Below are 22134 nucleotides of genomic sequence, written 5' to 3' on the forward strand. Positions count from 1 at the left end.
TTCAAAACCTAATTTTAATTTGTAAATTTTTGTCAAAAGAATTTAATGTTGCATCAACATCAGTTACAATAAACTTAATTTATCATTATTTATTTTAATCATTTATTTTTGGCATTATTTAATTTCTTTCAAAAAAAACCAGTAATTTTATACTGGTTTGCTTATCTTCCTTTTTGCTTTGTTAAAAAGTTAAAATATATTTTAATTTATTTATTAAAAACTTCTACTTATTATTTCAAAACCTATACTTTATCTAATTTTATTATGAAAATAATCAAATAAAAATTCTTTATAATTTTTAAATAAAACTATAAAGAATTAAATTGTTTTTTTCATATATTATTAATTCGTTTCAAAACTATAAATGCAATGGTGATTAATATTTTTTAATTAAAATCTATTTTGTTGAATTTTTTAATTGTTGAAAGAAATAGTAGCTTGCTTATAAGAAATAAAGTAATAAATAAATAAGATGGATCAATAAAATTATTAAAGGAGTTTTGATCAAATTTATTATTTATATTTTTTAAATCGAATATAATATATGGTAAAAATAAATTTTGTTGTTTATTTAATTCTATTAAAGAGGTACTGTTTGGATTAAATCATATGTCATCATAATATAAACCTGATTTATTAGTATAAAAAACTCAGGTCAAATAAAAAGGGTTTATAAAATTCATAATGTTCAATTTTTTTTTGATATCTAAATAACTTCTAAGAGTATCATTCTGAACCAATGAATAGTTTGTCGAATAATAATAATGAGTTGTATAATAAATTAAATAATTTTCAAGTATTCTTGTTAAAAACATTTCATCATTAATTATATTATCATAAAAATAGTTTTTAAGTTCTTCTGAATATCTAATTGTAAAGTCTTTGTCATCAATAGGGTTCACCCCTGCAATTATAAAATTGAAAATAGATTTTATATCATTTACATCTAAATCGATTTTTTCATTTTTACTTAAATTAATTATTTGATTGCTGTTAATATTGTTTGACAGAAATAAATAATCACCAAAAAGATTATATTTTTGTTGAGGGATATTTATAATAGTTTTTTTTAAATCGCTTTTAAAGGATAAAAAGTCAGCAATATTACTTTTTATGCCTTCACTACTAGTACAATTTAATAACTTTCTTATTTGGTGTTCATTTTTAAAATAGGAGTTTAGAGATAAATTAATTTTAATTTTATCACCTAATGATCATTTTTTTAGACTTGTTTTTTTAGAATTAGTTAATAATATTCCATCAAAACTTATTTCTTTTTTGGAAGGTACGACTATACCCATTTCATTTTTTCAAAATTCATTATATCTAATTAAATTATTGTTGTTTAAATTATTAATTGTAAATATTATATTATCATTTCTACTGTAGTTAGTTAGATAATGGTTTAAGGAGTGAATAAGATTTTTATATTTTATTTTTTTATTTATAATTAGACCTTCTAAAGCGATGGAATTATAAACATCTGTTTGATAAATATCATAAGATTCATTATTATTAAAATCTTTAAAAGTAAAAATTTTGTCTTTTTCGCTCTCTCAAATTAGTTTGGCTGGAATGTTGGCTACAAAGGAAAATGATAATAGTAGTGTAGAGATAACTAATGTTGGTTGATTACCAATGAATAAAATAAGAAAAACTAAAAAATTAAATAGGCTTATTTCTAATATTATTGAAAATAACATAAAAACAAGTGTTTTTTTTATTACAAAATTATTAGTAGTAAAGTCATTAGACAATATATAAACAATATTAAACATGATGTATGAAAAGAAAACTGGCGAAGTAATAATAATCAATAAAGTAAAATATTGTGTTATAAAGAATCTAATTCTTGAAAATGAATTTGCAATAACAACAAATATTGTTTTATCTTCAATTTTTCTAACAAAAAAGAAATTGATAATCTTAATAATGAATATAAATAAAAATATATTTATAAAAATGATAACATAAAAATCAAAGAGTAAATTTTTTGTTTCACCAGATTTAATTAAAGAAAAAAGAACAGATACTAATAAAGAAAAAGAGTTTATTATTATAAAATAAATAACGAAAACTTTTTCATGAATAAGAATTCTATAAAAAAAATTGATTAAATCCTTAATTTTAATCTTGATTGTACTGGCCTCTTTTGACATAACCACCTCCTATAAAGTAATGACTTAAGAATTAAATTATTCACCTAATTCAATTAAACTTTGAAATCTTTTACCATTTTTTGAATTAAACATTTCTTTAATTCTGAAAACTACATTAATAAAATCCAATTTGAATTCAACATCTGCAAAAGAATTTACAGGTATATAATAACCATCAACAGTAATGCCTTTTGTATCTCTTTTTTCACTATCTAATTTTTTTACATCAACATCACCAATATTTTTAAGCAGCCTAACATAAGGTTTATATTTTTTACTAAACTTTCATTCAAAAATGTTTTGGTTTCCTTGTTTATTTATAATATGTTTAGCCTCTTTTTGTATTAAAGTAGTATTTGGATCTTGACTATCTGTTAATTCAAGTGATAAAAATTTATTAAATTTATCTAAAATATTAGTATAGACTATTTTTAATCAATTTTCATGTTTTTCATTACTTTCACCATTACCATCTGGATCAATATATTTTTCGTTTAAAGAGTCTCATATATTTAAGTTATTACCTGTGGAATCTTTAAATACTCCTTTAAATTTTATTAACTTATAATCATTAGAGGTTTCTTGCACACCAAAAGTTTCTTTAAATGTTTTGATACCTTTTAAAAGATTTTCTGTTGTACCATAAATCAGTTTTGTATTATTTTTATCTATTAAGTTATCATCTATTTGATATCCAACTGCCAATATGAAATTAGGAACATCAAATTTAAATTTACCATTATCAATTAAAATTTCTAAGTTTTTAATAGGGGCATTTTTATATTTAACAGTTTTACTTAAAACTTTTATGAAATCTTCTTTATTGTATGTCTCGCTATCTTCATAATTAACTTTTTCAATATAGGTATCCAATCATTTTGAATAGTTTTCTTTTATATAATCATATACAGATAAAATATACTTATCATTTTTAAATATATAATCATAAAGTTTTTCATTAGAATCAAGGTCATCATTACCTATATTTTTAAAATCATTCTTCCAATTAAAATAATTTGGAGGTGAATTTTTTGAAGTATACTCATTATCTCAAGAATCTAAGTTATCTACAATTCCATCATTAACAGCATCATCTTTTATTTTAACTTCTAAACCATTGTTTATTGGAGGTTTTATGATTTCTTCTAATTTTTTATATAAATTGTTATCTTTTTTAAATAAATCTAAATATTTAGAATTAATTACATCTTTATCTTCAAATAAATCTCCAGTTTTTTTTGATGTTTTAATTATAGAATCTCTTTCTATAAAAAACTTGTATTTAATATCTTTTAATTGATTATTTATATAATCTAATAATGCTTCATAAGTGGTAACTGTAAAATTAAATTTTCCAAATGTTGGTTCAATTTCTAATGTTGAATTATTTAATTTAGATTTATAAAATATTTGAAATTTTATTTCAAAGTTTTCAAGAACTGATATATATTTTATATCTTTATTAACTTTATCTGATGGTTCATAGTATTTTAATATTGATTTTTTATCTTTTGATTCATAATAATTTTGATCAATAGATAATAGTTTATTTTTTTCTAAACCACCTACCAAAATAGAGTACTTTGGATCTTTTGCAACTTTACTAACTTCATCAATAATTAAATTAAAGTTTATTTTTTGTTTTAAATCATAATAAAAATTTTCTTTAGCTTCTAAATTGTTTTTCAAGACTTCACTTATTGATTTTTCAATTGTTCTACCCACATTTTTATAATCTAAAATTTTTTTTAAATAATTATTATTAAAGAATTTATTTTTTATAGTTCCACCTTGTTCAGTTCAATTAACAATACTTTTTTTTACTTCTATATTAATTAACTTTTTAATTTTTTCTAAATATTCTTGTTTAATCGTTTCATAAGAATCTCCTAAATCATTGTTAGGATTTTCTTCACAGTTCTCATCAGAGTTATCATTTACTTTTGTGTTACAACTTACAACATAACTGATCGGTGAAGATATTAAACCTGTGCTCATTATTGATAATAAATATTTTTTCATAAAATAAACTCCTATCTATTTAATAATGTGTTTATCTTAACAAAAAAAAAAAAAAAAACAAGAGGTTTCATAAAAAATCTAATAATAATTAATTAATAAAACTTGTTGTGAATGTTTATAAACTATTAGTTAAAAACTTTTCTATTTAATTAATATATATTTAAACTACTAAAAAAGGAAACTATATAAACTAGAGGTTTTACACCGCTATTATTAGTTTCCTTTTTTTTATGCTGAATATTTTATATAAATTATATGTTTTTTAAATCATATAAATCATAACTTATATTTGTACTATTTTTAATGTCAAAATTTAATAATTCAATATCATTATTTTCTAAAAACTTAAGTAAAGTAAATGTTGAACCATCAATCATTTTCATTTCAATTACAGTTTTATCAAGTAAAATTTCCATTTTTCCATTACTTAGGTCTTTTAGATTTGAATTATATTCTCTTATATTTATAAATTCTTTTTTAATTGAAAGCGTTTTATAAATAGTTACTCTTTTTACTGAGATCTTGTTTAAATTAAAATCATAAATTATAATTACATCATAAAGATTAGCATTAATTGTCAATTCAATTTTTCATCACTTGCATTGAAATTATTTAAATTTATTTCTAGTCTATAAATTCCTTCAACTTCAGTGAAAATATTAATAAAAAATTGAACTGACTTAGTTTTTTTACATTTTTAAAACCTAAAAAATCTGATTTTATTATATATTTTGAATTCTTCATACTAGTATTTTTTCTAAATTTACTTTACGAACCAACAGGAAAATTAAACATTGAAATAGTTGAACCATCAGGTAATATTGCTTCTATTGAAGTAGTGTCTACATACAAAGTTATTTTTGAAGTGTTTTAATTATTGATAATTGTCTTATAAGTTATTTTTTGTATAAGACCATTATTATCTTCTAAAGTTTTGTCTAAAGAAGATCTATAAGAAGAAGTTGAATTATCATCAAAATTTAATTGTATTTTATTTGTATATGTTTCATTATTAAATATTAAATCAGTAATTCCTTTTTTATTATTCATATTTTTTAGTGTTAATTCTAATTTATATTTTCCACCTTTTAAAGTTCTGTCTTCAAATTAATTTTCATTACCATATGAAGTAATATCTTTATCATCATAATCAAAAAAACTTTTTTTAAATGAGTATTGATTGTTATCATTCTTAATAAGAGATATTTTCTTGCAAGTGACATATTACCCCAATAGCCTGCATTAGGGACAACTCTGTTATAATCTAAACTACTCATTAAACCTATACCAATTAAATGATAACCTAAATTATCTTTGCTATCTTTAGTATCTTCAAAAAAGCTGGCTTCATAAAATCTACTCCAAAGTCAAGTCTTTTAGGTTCTTATTCTTAATAAAAATAAAATCTTTATTTAAATGACCAACATAATAATATATACCAGTACCAATATTATCTACATATGATAGTTGACCATTATCATTACCATTACCACCATATATCACAACAAATTTTTTTCATCTTTATTTCCGTTTACATTTAATTCAGATACATTAGCAAATCCTACCATCGGATGTTTTGCTTCATAACTACCTTTATAATGATACTCACCTAATGGTTTATCTGACTCATAAACACCAAACTTATCAAGTTGTGAAACATACATAATAAATTTATTATCTTTTTAAAAAAAATGTGGGTCTCTGAAATCTGGATATATTACTTCTAGTTTATTATTTTTTAATATTGGTTCTGCACCATTTAATACAATGAAATTATAACAAAGTAGTTTCCCTTACCATCATTATCACCTGGTGATTAATAATAAGCTAAAACATTTTGACCTTTTGGCCCAATATATGCAGTTGAAATTGCAACTCTTCCGTTTTTTGTTTTATTATCATTAAAATCGCTTTCTTTATTTATATATATAGTACCACCAGCTGCATCTACTCAGCTATTTGGGTTTCATTTTTTTACAGCTAAACCTTTATATTCTCAATTGATAAAGTTTTTTGTTAGCATATGATACCACTCAGTATTATTCTCACCTATTTGATCACCATTTTCATTATATTTTGCACCTTTGTTATATAAAAAATATACATGTCAATATTTCCCGTCAAAAAAAGCACCTTGCATATCATTTAACACATCTTTTGATTCTGGTGCATCAACATGAAATTTGTTTAAATACTTGGTCTCTTGATTTGGTTTTATGGTTTTTGAACCATCAATTAAAGTAGTATTTGTTTTTTTATAAAATATGATTTCATCATCTTTTTTTTATTATTAGCATTACAAGACAAAATAGATAAACACAAAGGTCCATTTAAACATTATACCCCTAATGCACTTAATTTTTTTTAATACACCCAAATTATTATTAAAATGTAAAATTAATTAAACATAAAATTATTATATATTATTTAAATTTATAGAATGAGCATAAATTTATAAAATACTGATAAAAATGTATATAAATACACTAATTTATTAATTTATAATTAAAATGTTAATTTTTAATGAATTAAGAGTTAAAAAAAATCTCTAAGTATATTAAATAAAATATAAGAAGAGATTTTAATAAATCAAATTGTATTCTTATTGTGTTACTGCTTGATTTTGTTGCTCATTTTGATTTAAATTATTAGCATTATTTGTATTTACATTACCATAACTATTTTCATTTGTAACTAATACTAAAATTCCATTTATTAAGAAAAAAATACCTGTAAAGAATAAGCAACAAACACCTAATCCCACACTAGGTTTATATTGATTAATTCTTGATTTAACAGCTAGTGTCATCGGTATCATTCAAGCAAGTGTTATAACAAATATAGATAATGATATTGTTGATAAAATCATAAAGATATAAGCGGCTAGCATAGTTCCACTTTGTTTTGTGTTATCATTCATAAATTATATTCCTTCTATTTTATTTAGGTATTAACCTAAACTTATAATATTATAACTTATAATTATAAAAGTTGATTAAATTATTTTAAAATAAAAGTTAAATTTTATATTTATATTAACTATGAAACTCTACCTATGATGTTTAATCTTCATCATCACATACCTCAGTATGCAACAGTTCCATTTGGATATATATTTTCGTCGATATCAAACTTTATATTTATAAAATTCAATTTTAAATTTCCATAATAATGAGTTACACCATCCATGTGAAAGAAATTAGGAACAAGAGATAAACCTTTTGAAGAAGAATATTCAAGATACATATTACTAAAATCAAAATTTCATTCAAAAACATCTTGATTACCAATATATTTCATATACTCTGAAAACTGGATTTGACTATCATATTTAAGTGATAAACTATTTGATAAATTTTTTGATACTAAATCTGGATTGTATAATGAAGTAGGAAGAACCATTGTATCTCATATATTTACTCTTATACTTGGTATTTCTTTACTTGCATTACCAGAAAATGTAGTCAATGATAAACCTTTACCATCAAGTCTTGAACCATTAGTTCTATGACCATAAGTTTCGTTAACAGTATCTTCATGAAAATCAAAAATTCTTTTCATAGCTTTTATACCATTTCTTGTATTATAATAAACAGAAGCAAAAAGTACACTTTGCTTATAAAAATCATCACTTATTTCTGAATTTGCTAAGTTATATGGTATTACATTTTCGCTTTCTTTTGGACTGTATGAACATAGAACATCAAATGAAGGTAATAATTGTTCAAACTCTCCTATTTTTATTTTTAAATTTTTTAATGTTAAGTAACCTAAACGAATACTATTATATAAGTTACTATTAGATTTTAAATCATCTATACTATATTTTGTATTTAAACTTTTAATCTCAGTTAATTCTTTGTTATATAAATTCGAAATATTTACTTTAAAGGAATTTTTAACAACATCTAATAGAATTTTATTTACTTGTTGTTGACCATCATTATTTAAAGTTACAGTATCATTCTCTTTTAATATATTTTCTCTAAAAAACAAATCATAAACATTTTGTGATGAATAGTCTTTATTCTCATAATTTTCTTTACTTTTTCAAACTAAAGGGTAATTACTTTTATTTTCTGAATCAGACATATATTCTTTTTCAGAGTCTAACTTTTGTAAATTTCTATAAGATCCAAAGAAGTCGTTTTTATCAATTACAAAACTAAATTTATTTTTGCTTTCTGATAAATATGTATTATTCAATACGCTTGATATATTTTTTTTGTAATCATCAGTATTTACATATTTTTCTAAATCAACTAAGTATTTAGTATCATCACTATATGTTACCCTATTATTTTGTGGAATGTTAAATTTTTGATAATCAAACGCAAAAGAGTCTTTGAATGTTTGATTATTTAATAAACCCTCAGATTTTAATTCGTTTAAAACTTTACTTATAGCAACACTAACATCTTTATCAGAAGTAACTCCATAAATCATATTATTATTAAAGTTCATTGTGCTTTTTTGATTTCCAGCATCTTTATAATTTAAGTCAAAACTATAATTAAACAATACATTTGCAGAAATTAAGTTTTCTTGATTAAAAATAATGCGTATTGAACCAAAATCAATTTTTAGATCAAATACTTCATTAATATTATCTAAATAATTTAATACTTTATACTCTTCTTTATAATAAATTTTTTTTATTTCTGAAATTAAAGTACTAAATTCTAATAACTTTTTAGTGTCATTAGTTAAGTCTGATTTTTGATATTCGTCTAATTCAATTGGGTCTGTTATACTTTTACCTTTATATTTTTTTAATACATCAATTTTTAAAAATTTATTATCTAAAGTAGACATTTCAGCACTATTTAATGCATCTAATTGATAAAGATTGCTTGCTGTCTTAGTTAAGTTATTTTGAATTGCATTATTAACTTCTGATTTTAGACTTTTAATTAATGGAGAAATTACATTACTTTCATTGTTTCCATTATTAGATTCATTTCCACTATTTGGGTTTTCCTCTGGAGTAGAACTATTTGGTTTTGAAGGTATAATACTACCACAAGCAACAACTGTTGATGTTGTAAAAGCTGTAATTGAAATTAATGACAATAATTTATATATTTTTTTCATACAAAAACTCCTTGATATTTTATTATTATAAACTTTATTGTTATATTTTTCAAACATATATTTTATATTTTAAACTATTTTTTTCTAAATATTATTAAAAATTAAAACATATTTTCTAAAACCATATAAAAAACCATTTAATGATTATTAAATGATTTTAAGTAGTATATTAAAATTTTACAATAATAAATCTTTTCTTTTAAATATATAATATGATGAAACATAAAGCAACACAAAAATTATTAACAAAATAAATAATCCTGATATAAAGCTTTTAACATCAGATAAAGCAGAAATATTTGTATTATAAAGGGAATTTAAACTGAAATATTTTAATCAACTTAATGATTGAATAGCCTGTGATAGAATGTTTGTTATTCAGAAGAATATACAAATACCTCCATTAACTAAAAATGTATAAATAATTTTATTAAATAAGCAACTGAATAAAAATATAATTGATGATGTTGCTAATAATGCTAAATAAAATCCAATAAAGTGAATAGTAATTAAAACAAAATCCACTCCTTGTGATTGTTTTGAGATTAAAAATAATAAAATTGTTAAAAAATAAATTAATATATTTGAAAAAGTTATACTACTAATAAAATCAAACATTTTAGTAAAAATTACAATTTTTCTAAATTGATTTGTGATTAATATATTTACTAAATTACCCTTTTCAACCTCATTGCATACTAATAAAATTCCAACTACAATTGTAAAAATCAATAATAACATGTAAACAAGTCCACCAGGTCCAGTAATTAAATCAACGATTAAAGACTGAATTTTTGTATTAATACTCAAACTAGAATCATTAATAAGATCACTTTTAGAAAATAATGTATATGCAATAACTGCACCAGATAATACTAATGAAGTAATTGTGATAACTAATAAAAATTTATAAAATTTTTTTTAAGTTAATTTAAATAACTCAATTGATTTTTTTGATTCTTTTTTAGAAATTTTTATATTTAAATGTTTTTCTAAATACTTTTTTTGAAGTTTTCATCTTTATAAAAGTTCATAAAGTACTCTTCTAAACTAAATGGTATTTCTTTAAACCTTTTATATTAAATTTAAATAATAAGTTAAAAACTCATTTAATTGATTTGCTTTCACATCTAAAAGTAAACGATGATCATTAGTTTATAAAATGTCAAACTTTTCAAAATCCTTTAGTTGAACATTCTCTAAAAATTTTAAGTCAAATTTTTTAGGAACTGTTAATTCAATTTGTTTAATATTTATTGGTGATACAATTTTTACTTGTTTAATTATTGATACATAATCACATATTTTTTCAACTTATGAAAAAAATGTGAGATGATAAGACAATTGCTTTTCCATTATTTTTTTCTTTACAAGTTCAATAAATTTATTTTGCATCAAATGATCTAAACCAGAAGTTGGTTAATCTAATATAATTTTATCGGGATTATGCATTCATGCAATTATCAAAGCAAGCTTCTATTTATTTCCTTTTGACAATTTTTTTATTTTAACTGTCGCATATAAGTCACAATATTTTATTAACTCTATAACATAATTTCTATTGTTCAAATTTCTTAAAGAATAAATTTGTCTAATAAGTTCAATACCTGTTATATTTAATGGAAAAGATATTTCTCCTGGAACATAACAAACTTTTCTATTGATTTTATTTGCATCTTTTCAAGAATCATTTCAAATTATATTATTAACTTGATTCTCTGAATTTAAACTTACATCAATTGAACCACTGCTTGATTTTATAAAACCATGAATAGTTCTTATTGTAGTTGATTTTCCATCACCATTTGGACCAAGATATCCAAAAAATTTTGCCATATTCAACATCAAAATCAATTTCAAATATTCCATAATTATTATTAAATTTTTTATTTACTTTTTTTACTTTATTTCCTATATTGTTAATGGAACCTCATCTTCAAAATTTTAAAAAAGAGATTTGTCTATCACATTATAGTTTATTATTGAATTTTTTTGGTCTAAAGTTTTTTTCAAAAAAAATATAAAGCATTTTTGATTCTAATACATCTTTTTTGTGACACGAGAGCTTTTCTATTATAGGAATAATTATGCTGTTTAAAAGCATTTTTATTCACATTAAGTTGAATTTTACATAATTTAAAAAACTTGTATATAGGTTTAATAAATATGCTATAAACTCTTTTTTGAAAATAAATACTATTAATAATAAATAGTCATTAAAGTTATTATCATAAACATTAATACAAAATTAAAGACTACTTGATTTATTATACCAATTACAATATTTATTATTAAAAATAATGTATTAAATAAATCAAAAAAAGATAATTTAATTAAATTATTTGTTTGACCATTTATGAAACTGATTATCATTATTATTAATATTTATTCAAAACTTTATTTGAGCAACTATAAATAAAAAATATAAAATAAATTCTTTTACAATATATTTAATAGAAATATATGATAATGATTTATTATCAATGAAAAAATCAATAGCTGAAACTAAAATAATAATTAAAAGTATAGAAAGTATTAAGTTGTTTTTTAATAATTTTTCATTTTGATTCCTTTATTAATTTTTTACGAAATTAAGCAAAATATATAAATATCTTAAAATACAATATTAGATTGTATCTTTATCTTATAGATCAATTTACAAAATTATACATTAATTATAAACTAATTAATGTAATTGTTTAAATTCAAAAAATATTTATATTTTAATATATAAATATAATAAATTACTTTTATAATTGTTTATTTTTAAAAAATGTATTAGAGTATCATTTTGCAAAACTTCATTTATAAAACATAATATATTGGTTATTAACACTTGGGACTTGTCCTTCATATGCATCGTAATTTATAGCCCAAGTCATAAGACCTCTTATAATTATATTGTTATCTTTAAGTAGATTATAACATTTATTTAAAGCATTTTCATAAGCACCACCTCTTCCAGCAGGTTCATTTGTTGAAGCACCTAGAACAAATTTATTAGGTTTTATAATATAAAAATCATTTAATCTACTATATTTAGTAGTTAAATATTTTGTCATTAAATAATAAAATTCTGCTCTTTTATCAAAATCATCATTTGAAACAATTGAATGTAAACTTAATCCTAATTCTTCAGATTCACTTTGTTCAACATAAGGTCCAAATGCTCATCCATTATAAAATTGAGGTTGTATTCAATCATAATAATTCTCCAGTTGTTTAAAAAATGGAATATAACTACCTCCACTAGACTCCGTTGAATTTTTAAGATATGGAAGTTCAGGAGCCATTGTTATGTAAAAATGTTTGTTTTGTTTTTGTCAATCATTTTTAATATCTATCAATACTTCAGATGTAATTCTTTGACTAGTTCTGTCAGTTAAGCAACTACCTTCTCAATCAATATCCAGACCATCTAAATCATAATAATTTACAACATTTAAAATTGATTTTTTAAGGTCATTCTTATTATTTTCATTAAAACGCATTTCAGAGCCTGTTTGTCCACCCATAGAAATTAATACTTTTTTCCCTTTAGAATGAAGATAGTTTACTCCTTCTTTAACTTCTGAAGGATTATTAGGGTTGAATACAGGCATTTGGTTTGCACTACTAGCATATAAGAAAGATAAATTGATAACATCATATCTTAAATCAATATCCTTAAGTTTAACTGAGTTTTGATAAGAACCTCCTCAATCATATCAATAACCGACAAGTAAGTTCTTATAACTTCATTCGTTTTCTGGTGTTGTTGGGTTTTCTGGTGTTGTTGGGTTTTCTGGTGTTGTTGGGTTTTCTGGTGTTGTTGGGTTTTCTGGTGTTGTTGGGTTTTCTGGTGTTGTTGGGTTTTCTGGTGTTGTTGGGTTTTCTGGTGTTGTTGGGTTCTCTGGTGTTGTTGGGTTTTCTGGTGTTGTTGGGTTTTCTGGTGTTGTTGGGTTCTCATTTGGATTTTTATTTATTGAACCAAAATCACATGAAATAACAAAGTTTAAAGAATAAGATACTAAACTAATTGCTAATATAATTGATAAAATTTTTTTCATAACATATCCTCTTTTGATTAACATATATAACATAATTATTAAAAACAATAAAGTTTTACTTTTTATTATGAGTTTAATAAAATATATTAATATTATTTAAGATTTTAATCTAATTTTTATTAAAAGTATATTATATTATTTATAAAAGAAATAATAATATTTAGAGGTTAATATGATTAATAAAAAAGAAACTAATTATGAACCTTTTGAAAAAATTAAGGTTCCATTTTATAAAATTGAAAACACAAAAGATATATTTAGTATGGCTATACCAATCTTCATTCAACTATTGTTTACAATTTTAATATCTCAAATTAATTTAATTGCTATTAACAATTATAAGGACGGTGCATATGCTGAAGGAACATCAAAAGCAGTATTAGCATACAATACTTTACAATTTGTTCCAAGTTTAATTGCAACAGGTACCATAATTGTTGCTGGTAACTTGATAGGTCAAGGACGAAAAAATGAGGTTTCAAGAGTTATTGTTACTGGTATATTAGTAAATTTAGCCATTATGTTACCAATATTTTTATTAGTAACAATTTTAAGCGATTATATTGTTGGATGAGTAGAAGCTAGTTCAAATGAACCAATAATGGATGCAAGTGGAAAATTTGTCTTAGAACCAAAAGAACTAGATTATGTATCTAATTATTATCGTTTTACAAATATAAATTTATTAATGATGTCTGTTTATCAAGTTTTTGTAGCAGGTCTACAATCAATTAAAAAAAGTAGAGTTGTTACAATTGGCACAATGCTAGCAAATATAATTGACTTATCATTAATTTCTATATTATTGTATGCAACTAATATTCCTCCAGTTTATAGTGCTTTAGTTTTACCTATTACTGGACTATTTCAAATTATTTTTATGTTGTTTATGTGTTTGAAATACATTGATTTTAAAACTAATAAACATAAGCAATTAAGTTGGAACTACGCTAAAGAAACATTAAAAACAGGTCTCCCTATTACAATTGAAATGGGTGTATGAAATATTTGTAATTTTGGAACATCTGTTGCAATTGGCCAACTTCATTTAGGAACTGGAAATCACTGAATAACATTACACAGAAATGCCAATAGTATTGGACAATATTCATCCGCGTTCATCCAAGCTATTGGAACTGTTACTGCAGTATTTGTTTCAAGAAAAATTGGTGAAAAAGATAAACAAGGAGCTTATGAAATTGCAATAAATTGTTGAAAAGCCGCAATTTTAATAACTCTAATATCTAATATTGTAATGATTGCAATAAGTTATCCTCTTTTATATATATTAAATTCAAAAGATACAGCAATCCCTTGAGGTGTTTCATTATTAGCGATATATGCTATAAAAATTTTATTTGATACCGTAAACATGACTTTATTAAGATCATTATGGAGCGTTGGTGATTTATGATTTCCAATTATAGTTTCATTTATAACAATGGGACTAGGAATGGTAGCTTTACCTTTCATAATAGTAAAAGGTTTTAATATTGTTGAAGGTCCTGGATTATTACTTATTTATGCGGCAGTTATTGTTGATCCCCTTCTTCGTTCAATAGTATATGTACGTCGATGATTAAAAGGTAAATGACAAAGATATATACATATAATTGAATAATGAAAGAACTATTATTTATTATTCAAAATTTTAACATTATGCAAATTAATGTATTTTTTTATATAAATAGATAAAATAAATCCTAATAAATATAGTGTAAATATAGCTGTAATTATAATATCTATAATAAAAGTATAATAAAATATTTTTTTCAAGACAGACAAACTATCTAAATTGAAAAAATATTGTGAATAAATTCATTTTTCCATAGTAGCCATTGCTAAAGGGAAGCATAAATTTATATGTTTAAAATGAAAAAACTCTTTTTTTAAACTTATAAAAATCAAATGATATAAAACAAATGATAAAATGATTGGAATAAAACCAATTACAATTAATAAATTATCTAAAAAGAAATTAGTATTTTTGAAGGTATAAAAATATGTGATTATCAATAAACTGTAAATACCAATAAATGTAATAAAAAAACTACTGCATTCATTTCTATCAATATTATTTAAGTACTTAATTAATAGATTTATTGTTGTAATAGTGAATAATATAAAAAACAATAATCATATAACAAATCACAAATTAAAATAATCTTTATTTAAATATTTAATATCAAACGTACTTGATACTATAAAACCATTTAATGGAATATATCAACTTGGATTGAAGTTTTTATAACTAAGATTTTTAATATTTAAAAAAACTCAAAATAATAAAAATGAAAATGAGAAAATTAGTCCAAATCATCATAAATAAAGACCTATATTATAATTAATAATTGAATCAGTTGAATTAGATAAAAAATATTTTGAAAAAGCTAAAATACTCATTGTAACAAATCCAAAAAAAGGTACACTTTCTTTGTTTTTTTTGATAATTTTAGATAAATCCTTTATGTGAAAAATTATTTTAATAATAATTAAAATAAATAATGAACCTGATATGGTTAATAATATAAAATCTAAAAGTTTATCCAATGTAACAATTGGAATAATAATTTTAAATGCCCCACTCAAAGTTAATGATACAAGCAATATTGAAAGTATAGAAAAGGGAATGTTAGTAAAAAAAAGTTTGTGTTTTTGCATTAAACCACTCCTTATTTATAATAATTATAAATTAAGACTCTATAAAATTAATTTAAATTTTAAAGAATATAATAATTCAACTGAAATACAAAAAAAAAAAAAAATGATAAAAATTAATTTATCATTTTTTTAATTAATATTAAATACTTCAAGCAAGTCCTTTGCGATGCTTTGTAATATCAGATTTCACTTCTTCTTTTTCTTTAATGTGTGAAGTTCTTAATGCTTCTATTTCATCATAAGTTAAAAATTCATCTGTTACTTCAGAATTTGCATATTGTAGAGGACTTAGACCATACGAAACTCATGGATTTTTAAAAGGTAATAACTTACTAATTCAAAAAGTTTTTTCAGGACTCTTTCTAATTAAAGGCATTGCAAAATAATCTTTAAAAATAGTGTTAGCCTCGTTTTCAGCAAAACCTTTTATACGATCTTTTCATTCCTTTTTAGCATCTATTGATTCTAATTCTTTTGAAGAATTAAATCTATTTTTAAATAAATTTTCTCCATATTTATTTACTTCTATTTTAGAATTATAACCAACCAATAATTTTTCAAACATTTCCTTATGATTATTATCAAGTTTTTTTCATTCTTCATCAGAAGAATTATTATAATCAAGTGGAGTATTACTATCATCAAATTGAAATAATTGACCTAATCTAAACTTGCTTCTATGTGGACCATCCAATTTCAGTGTTGCTAAATAACTCATTGGGTCTGCATAATCAGGAAATCATCCAGATATAGTTATGTCATGTTTTCCTGAATTAATTTTTTCTTGAAAGTCTAAAAAAGTATTTGGTGTTTCTACATCTAAAGCAATAGGATTATTATTTATAACATTGAATTTTGCAAACATTTCAGAAACATTTTTATTAAAAGTAAGTTTACTTGTTGGATCTAAAAATACATTTAAATGAATTTTTCCATTATCTTTTAATTTTTCACTTAAATCTTTATCAACTGTTGAAAGCAAGTTTCTAAGATTATTAACATTATTTGTCTCTTCACTTGCAATATTAATGTTATCATTATGTGCTTTAGACCAATGATAATCATTGCCATCACTTAAGTCATTACCAGTTATATTATTTGCTAAATTATTAGTATTCAAATATTCCGCTTCATAATCATGATAATTTTTAGTAACTGAATTTTCTGTAAATTTAAAAGAATCTGGAACATATGAATTTCTTACATTTTTTGATACTTTAGAATCATCAAATAATTCAGAATAATATTTACCATAAATTGATTTATCTAAATTTTCAAACATAAATTTTCTTACTTCTGTAACTTGCAATAATTTAGATTTTAAAATAGATTCTGTTTTATCCTTTTGAGTGAAATAATCAGAATTTAAATAATTAAATAATAAAAGACGTGTATCTGCATACTCTGGATGGTCTTTGTCATATTCAACAAGTCCTGGAGTTTTTTTAGGTTCATTTACATCTCCAACTAAAGTTTCAAATCCAGCTTTATCATTAACATCAATTATGTAATCATTTAAAGTTCCTGCTTCAAATAATTCTCTTTTTTTACTTATACTTCCATCATTAACTAAGTATTGCTTAATTCTATTAATTTTGGTTTGTTCAGCAAAATGATAGTTTGGATTTTTATCATAAACAATTGAATTGTCCATAATATAGTTTTTTGGCAGGAAGGCTCCTGTGTAATAACCTTTTTTAAAGTCATTATCCATTGAAATATCAATTAATGTTTCTTCTTTTGTAGGTACAAAAACTGAATAAGTCAAGACAGTTTCAAAATAAGGTGCTGGTTTTAATAATTCAAATGTTACTGTTTGTTCACTCTCATTTACTTTAATTCCAAGTTTACCTTCACTTACAAATTTATTAAATAAATCCTCAAAGTTTGTTTTATTTTCAATAGCTTCATTATACAAATCTCTTGCACCAACAATAAAAAAATCTCATAAGAAATATGCATCAGCAGTATTTTCTGGATTTAAAACAAACTTAGCAGTATTTAAAAAATCATTAACTGTAACATTTGCTACTTTATTTCCATTATAATCACTTCAAGTTGCATTATTTCTTAACTTATATGTTCAAATTTTTAAGTCACTATCATGAGCACCAATATAAGGGTCATTATTTGAGTAATTTTTATTTGTGAGTTCAAATAAATCTCCATATTCTCTACCATATTCATCAGTTGCTAATGGGGTTGCATAAATATTTGCTAAAACATAAAAATCACTTTGTTGTAAAGCTTTTGGAGCAAGTCAATGCATTGGATTAGCAGGTGTAACTGTTTTTAACGTATGGGGAGGATCAATATCTTTTGTACCACATCCAATAGTAGCAGTTATTGGTGCACACAACAAATTTAAGTTAAAAAATGTTTTTAATAGTTTTTTCATATACTTTATTCCTTTTATTATCTAAAAATTATTTAAATTAATTTATTTTTTAGAGTATTTTCCAATATAATTTATATTAACATATATTTTTACTATATATTTATAATTAACTGAGAAATAAATATTAAAGGAATAAATAGAATGAAAGAAATTAAATTAAATACATATGATAATGAACTAATTCATACATACATTTTTGATGAAGTAGTTAATCCAAAAGGTATATTTCAAATAATTCATGGATCTTGTGGGCATATTTTATTTTATAAAGACTTTATAAAATATCTTAACTCTAATAACTATATTGTGATTGGGTTTGACTTAAGAGGTCATGGCAAAACTTGTAATGAAAATAATAAAAGGTTCTTTTCAGAAATTGATGGATGAACTAAAATTGTAAATGATGTTAAAACAATAAATGATTACATAAGAATTAATTATAAAGGCTTGAAAATATTTGTTCTTGGGCATTCCTTAGGTAGTTTTGTTTTAAGAGGATTTATTTCAAAATATAATTCGTTAATCAATGGCTGTATTATGACAGGAACTGGATATTATGGCAAATGATTTTTGAAACATAGAAAAAAACTAGCAACTCATAATCAAATTAAATATGGTAATTATCATTTTGATGAACAAGTTTGAAAAATTAGTTATAAACCTTTAAATAAAAAATTTGAAAAAGAAGGAAATACTGGATTAGAATGATTGAGCATAAATAAACAAAATATTTCTGAAGCAATAAACGATCCACTTTCAGGTGGAATATTTACTAGTGCTGCTTTCAAAGATTTATTCACTGGATTATTAGAAATACAAAATACTAAAAATATAAAAGCAATTAATAATAATTTGCCAATTTTAATTCTGTCTGGTGTTGAAGATAGTGTTGGTGATTTTGGTAAAGGAATTATTAAATTAAATAACTTATATAAAAAATATAATTTAAATACAAGTTATAAACTATATAAAGAAATGAGACATGACATTTTGTTTGAAAATAATAATAAGTTAGTATATAAAGATATATTAAGTTTTATAAATGGAATTAAGTAAAAAAATAAAAGCAATTACTTATCTCTTTTAATTAAATTAATCATTTTTAAAAAATTCATTAGTTTTTTATTAAAGACTTATGATTGTAAAATATTAGTATAATGATTAATTTCTTTAGCTAATTTATTAGATTTTTAAAATTATTAATAGTTTGTAACTTTAAACTGTATTCGTTAAAAAAATAGGATTTTATAAATATGATATTTTTTAAAATCTTGAAAAAGTTTTTTATGAATACTAAAATAAATAATTAATCTATTAATTCAATTACGTAATTAATTACAAAATAATAACTTTGTGAAATTACATAATATTTTAAGTTTTTGTCTTAATTAAAATTTTTTCTTGCTCATTTACAATAATTTCATCAATATTTTGTCATGCAAGAATGAACATATTTTCAAATATTTCCTTACTTGTTGATACTAAAATTTTCTTTTTTTATTTAAGTATATATAAATTAACTCTTATTTAAACTTTGGACTCATTATTTTAAATTCTCTGCAATTATTATATATACTATAAGAATTACAAGTTTCATTTAATTTATAACGAATTATAATTAATTGTACTCCAGCCCTAATAGACAAAACCTAATCAATTTTTTATTATTTTCTTCATTTTTTTAACTCTTTACAGATAAAGTTTTTGTATTTTATCATAAAATTTAGAGCATTTTTTTCTGTAAAAACAAGTATTTTTATAATGCTATACTTAAAAAAATATAGATTATGATTATTTGTTAACTATTAAATAGAAATATTTAAAAATAGGATGTGAAGATGAATAAAGTTTAACTAAAACTACATTTACTTCAACAAATTAATCTCATGCGTTTATATAATTTAATTTTTAATATATTTATTACTATGTTTTTTTAGTATTTTCAAATATAATCTCACACTTAATATAAAATTATTTTTTCTTTAAAAATTTATACCATTTTAATTACTTAGAATAAACAACCTTAAAGAGACCTGAAAATTTTATATTATTTGGCTTCTTTTTTTATTGTATATGTAAGTTTGTAAAGAGTTTCTTTTAATAATAAATTCATCAAATTTATTTAAAAATTCTTGGATACTAAGAAATATATTTCCATATTCTGCAAAAAAACATTCCTTAAATCAACCATTTAATGATTCTGTCGGAGCATTATGTTTAAAACCAGCTTCTGACATTGATAAAACAAAATTTGGGTAACATTCAATTATGTTTTTAACTATATTAGAAGTGTTTGCTGTACCTCTATCCATTTGGATAATTGAATAATCAACTTTATAATTACTTACTACATTAATAATATCCATAATTGTTTTACTTACTACTTGCGAATTCTCACTGAAATCAAAATTGTAAGCAATCATATCTCGATTGTATCAATTGTATGCAAATTCTCCTAATATTTTTGTTTTTTTCCCATTTATTATAAGATCTAAATAAGAACCATCTAAACCAATTTTATGAAAATTATATTGTGATTTAAAATCTTTTTTAATAAGGTCTGGGACAACATTGCCCCTTTGACTAGTATATTTTTTTGCAACTCTCTTAATTTTTGGTAATTTTACAAGTTTATTATTTCTTAGTTCGTTTACTATTTTATAACTAATGTTAACTGCATGATTGTCCGTAATTCAAGAACTTACATTGCGAGCGCCTGAAGCACCATTTAATTTAGTGAACTTATTAATTAATTCAATCGCACGTTTATTATACTTTCGTTTTAACTTAGTTGTCTACCTCTTGATAAAATATCATTATATTTTATTTTTCACTTAGCATAATTTGAGTAATTTACAAAAAGTGCTTTACATTTATCCTTTATACTTAGCTCAATTGAGTTATCATAAAAAATAATATTATAGGCATCATTTTTTCAAGCCTTCTTACTTGTCTGTATCTTCATCTGTTCTTTCGATAAATTCATGCAAGAAGGCATGCGCTTTTCCAAAAATTCTATTTTAGCCCTATCTTTCGATTTTTCTTTTTTTAAGTTTTTAATCTCTTTTTCGAGTTTTTGATTTTCTTTTTTAAGTAATTTATTTTCTATATCTTTCTGCATATAAATATTAACCTCACAAGGCGAATAATCTAATTCGCTTTCTAATTCATTAATATTATATCTTTTTACTCATTGATATATCTGAGCAACGCCACTTTTTAAATTTAAATCTTCTTTTATTGACTTCGGTTTTTCACCACTTAAAAATTTTTTTATAGCTATTAATTTTATCTTTTTATCTATTATTTTTGGCATAAAAAACAACCTTTCTTTTGAATATATTAGTATTTAAAGTATCACTAATATGGTCTCTTTAAGGTTGTTTATTCTCTTTTTTAAAATCATTAAAAAATGTTTTATTATGAAAAATTAACTGATGTAATACTTTTTTGTAAATAAATTACTTTACAAAAATCTTTATAACAATAGTTTAATTTTGGCTTATCAATCTATATGTATAATTGAATTACATAAATTGTATTTAATTTTTTATATATAGTAATTTTAAAAACTATTTAATATTTTAAATATTTTTAAAATAAGAAAAATAATTTTTGTTATAACTAAATTTTTCAATAATCGAAGCTTTAATAAGAGATTATTTTTTACTATTAAAATAATATATTCACTTACTGTTTTTATTACTTTTATCAAAAAAATTCTTGAATTTCATATAATTTGAAAATATTT

Annotated in this window: 19 protein-coding genes; 3 read left to right on the plus strand and 16 right to left on the minus strand. The window is 21.9% G+C overall.

The features are described 5' to 3' along the window. Positions 1–386: 386 nt before the first annotated feature. From STURON_RS03740 to STURON_RS03750, 3 genes are all read right to left on the minus strand, one after another. Positions 387–2159 carry a hypothetical protein gene (locus tag STURON_RS03740; RefSeq protein ID WP_075048546.1) on the minus strand — a complete coding sequence of 591 codons (1773 nt, stop codon included), beginning with the start codon at positions 2157–2159 and terminating at the stop codon, positions 387–389. Between the two features lie 36 nt (positions 2160–2195). Continuing rightward, a complete protein-coding gene (locus STURON_RS03745; protein ID WP_075048547.1) occupies positions 2196–4181 on the minus strand; it encodes a hypothetical protein in 1986 nt (661 codons plus the stop codon). A 251-nt stretch (positions 4182–4432) separates the two neighbouring features. After that, the gene (locus STURON_RS03750) at positions 4433–4762 is read right to left on the minus strand and encodes a hypothetical protein (RefSeq protein WP_075048548.1); all 330 of its coding nucleotides are present in this window, start codon (positions 4760–4762) and stop codon (positions 4433–4435) included. Between the two features lie 89 nt (positions 4763–4851). Between STURON_RS03750 and STURON_RS03755 the strand changes: the two genes are divergently transcribed. Further along, a complete protein-coding gene (locus STURON_RS03755; RefSeq protein WP_075048549.1) occupies positions 4852–5055 on the plus strand; it encodes a hypothetical protein in 204 nt (67 codons plus the stop codon). Here STURON_RS03755 and STURON_RS03760 read toward each other — a convergent pair. From STURON_RS03760 to STURON_RS03800, 9 genes are all read right to left on the minus strand, one after another. Further along, positions 5052–5231 (minus strand): hypothetical protein, encoded by a 180-nt coding sequence (locus tag STURON_RS03760; RefSeq protein ID WP_075048550.1) that lies wholly within the window; start codon positions 5229–5231, stop codon positions 5052–5054. The genes STURON_RS03755 and STURON_RS03760 overlap by 4 nt on opposite strands. Positions 5232–5635: 404 nt before the next feature. Beyond that, positions 5636–5845, minus strand: a complete 210-nt coding sequence (locus tag STURON_RS03765; RefSeq protein WP_075048551.1) for a hypothetical protein — start codon at positions 5843–5845, stop codon at positions 5636–5638. A gap of 152 nt (positions 5846–5997) precedes the next feature. Beyond that, on the minus strand, positions 5998–6333 hold the full coding sequence (locus tag STURON_RS03770; protein ID WP_158500519.1) for a glycoside hydrolase family protein: 336 nt from the start codon (positions 6331–6333) through the stop codon (positions 5998–6000). 450 nt (positions 6334–6783) lie between these two features. Further along, positions 6784–7101 carry a hypothetical protein gene (locus STURON_RS03775; protein ID WP_075048553.1) on the minus strand — a complete coding sequence of 106 codons (318 nt, stop codon included), beginning with the start codon at positions 7099–7101 and terminating at the stop codon, positions 6784–6786. A gap of 119 nt (positions 7102–7220) precedes the next feature. Further along, entirely contained in the window at positions 7221–9275 is a 2055-nt protein-coding gene (locus tag STURON_RS03780) for a hypothetical protein (RefSeq protein WP_075048554.1), read from the minus strand. 177 nt (positions 9276–9452) lie between these two features. Then, complete coding sequence (locus STURON_RS03785; protein WP_144416195.1) at positions 9453–10085, minus strand: ABC transporter permease subunit; 633 nt, start codon at positions 10083–10085, stop codon at positions 9453–9455. Between the two features lie 666 nt (positions 10086–10751). Continuing rightward, the gene (locus STURON_RS05660) at positions 10752–11111 is read right to left on the minus strand and encodes an ATP-binding cassette domain-containing protein (protein WP_158500520.1); all 360 of its coding nucleotides are present in this window, start codon (positions 11109–11111) and stop codon (positions 10752–10754) included. Between the two features lie 363 nt (positions 11112–11474). Then, complete coding sequence (locus STURON_RS05805) at positions 11475–11648, minus strand: hypothetical protein (protein WP_158500521.1); 174 nt, start codon at positions 11646–11648, stop codon at positions 11475–11477. A gap of 377 nt (positions 11649–12025) precedes the next feature. After that, a complete protein-coding gene (locus STURON_RS03800) occupies positions 12026–13324 on the minus strand; it encodes a glycosyl hydrolase family 18 protein (protein ID WP_075048557.1) in 1299 nt (432 codons plus the stop codon). 172 nt (positions 13325–13496) lie between these two features. Here STURON_RS03800 and STURON_RS03805 point away from each other — a divergent pair, with 172 nt between their 5' ends. Continuing rightward, on the plus strand, positions 13497–14945 hold the full coding sequence (locus STURON_RS03805; protein WP_075048558.1) for an MATE family efflux transporter: 1449 nt from the start codon (positions 13497–13499) through the stop codon (positions 14943–14945). 11 nt (positions 14946–14956) lie between these two features. Here STURON_RS03805 and STURON_RS03810 read toward each other — a convergent pair whose 3' ends face one another. Both STURON_RS03810 and STURON_RS03820 read right to left on the minus strand, forming a co-directional pair. Then, positions 14957–15985 (minus strand): SLAC1 family transporter, encoded by a 1029-nt coding sequence (locus STURON_RS03810; RefSeq protein WP_144416196.1) that lies wholly within the window; start codon positions 15983–15985, stop codon positions 14957–14959. A gap of 139 nt (positions 15986–16124) precedes the next feature. Further along, positions 16125–18383 carry an ABC transporter substrate-binding protein gene (locus tag STURON_RS03820; RefSeq protein WP_075048561.1) on the minus strand — a complete coding sequence of 753 codons (2259 nt, stop codon included), beginning with the start codon at positions 18381–18383 and terminating at the stop codon, positions 16125–16127. Between the two features lie 141 nt (positions 18384–18524). Between STURON_RS03820 and STURON_RS03825 the strand changes: the two genes are divergently transcribed. Next, a complete protein-coding gene (locus STURON_RS03825; protein WP_075048562.1) occupies positions 18525–19439 on the plus strand; it encodes an alpha/beta hydrolase in 915 nt (304 codons plus the stop codon). Between the two features lie 986 nt (positions 19440–20425). Here the strand turns inward: STURON_RS03825 and STURON_RS03830 are convergent. Next, positions 20426–20806, minus strand: coding sequence for a hypothetical protein (locus STURON_RS03830; RefSeq protein ID WP_075048563.1), 381 nt, complete (start codon positions 20804–20806; stop codon positions 20426–20428). Positions 20807–21165: 359 nt separating this feature from the next. Then, positions 21166–21699, minus strand: a complete 534-nt coding sequence (locus tag STURON_RS03835; RefSeq protein ID WP_075048564.1) for a hypothetical protein — start codon at positions 21697–21699, stop codon at positions 21166–21168. Positions 21700–22134: the final 435 nt, after the last annotated feature.

The organism is Spiroplasma turonicum (assembly GCF_001262715.1).
In the GTDB taxonomy this organism is placed as follows: Bacteria; Bacillota_I; Bacilli_A; order Mycoplasmatales; family Mycoplasmataceae; genus Spiroplasma_A; species Spiroplasma_A turonicum.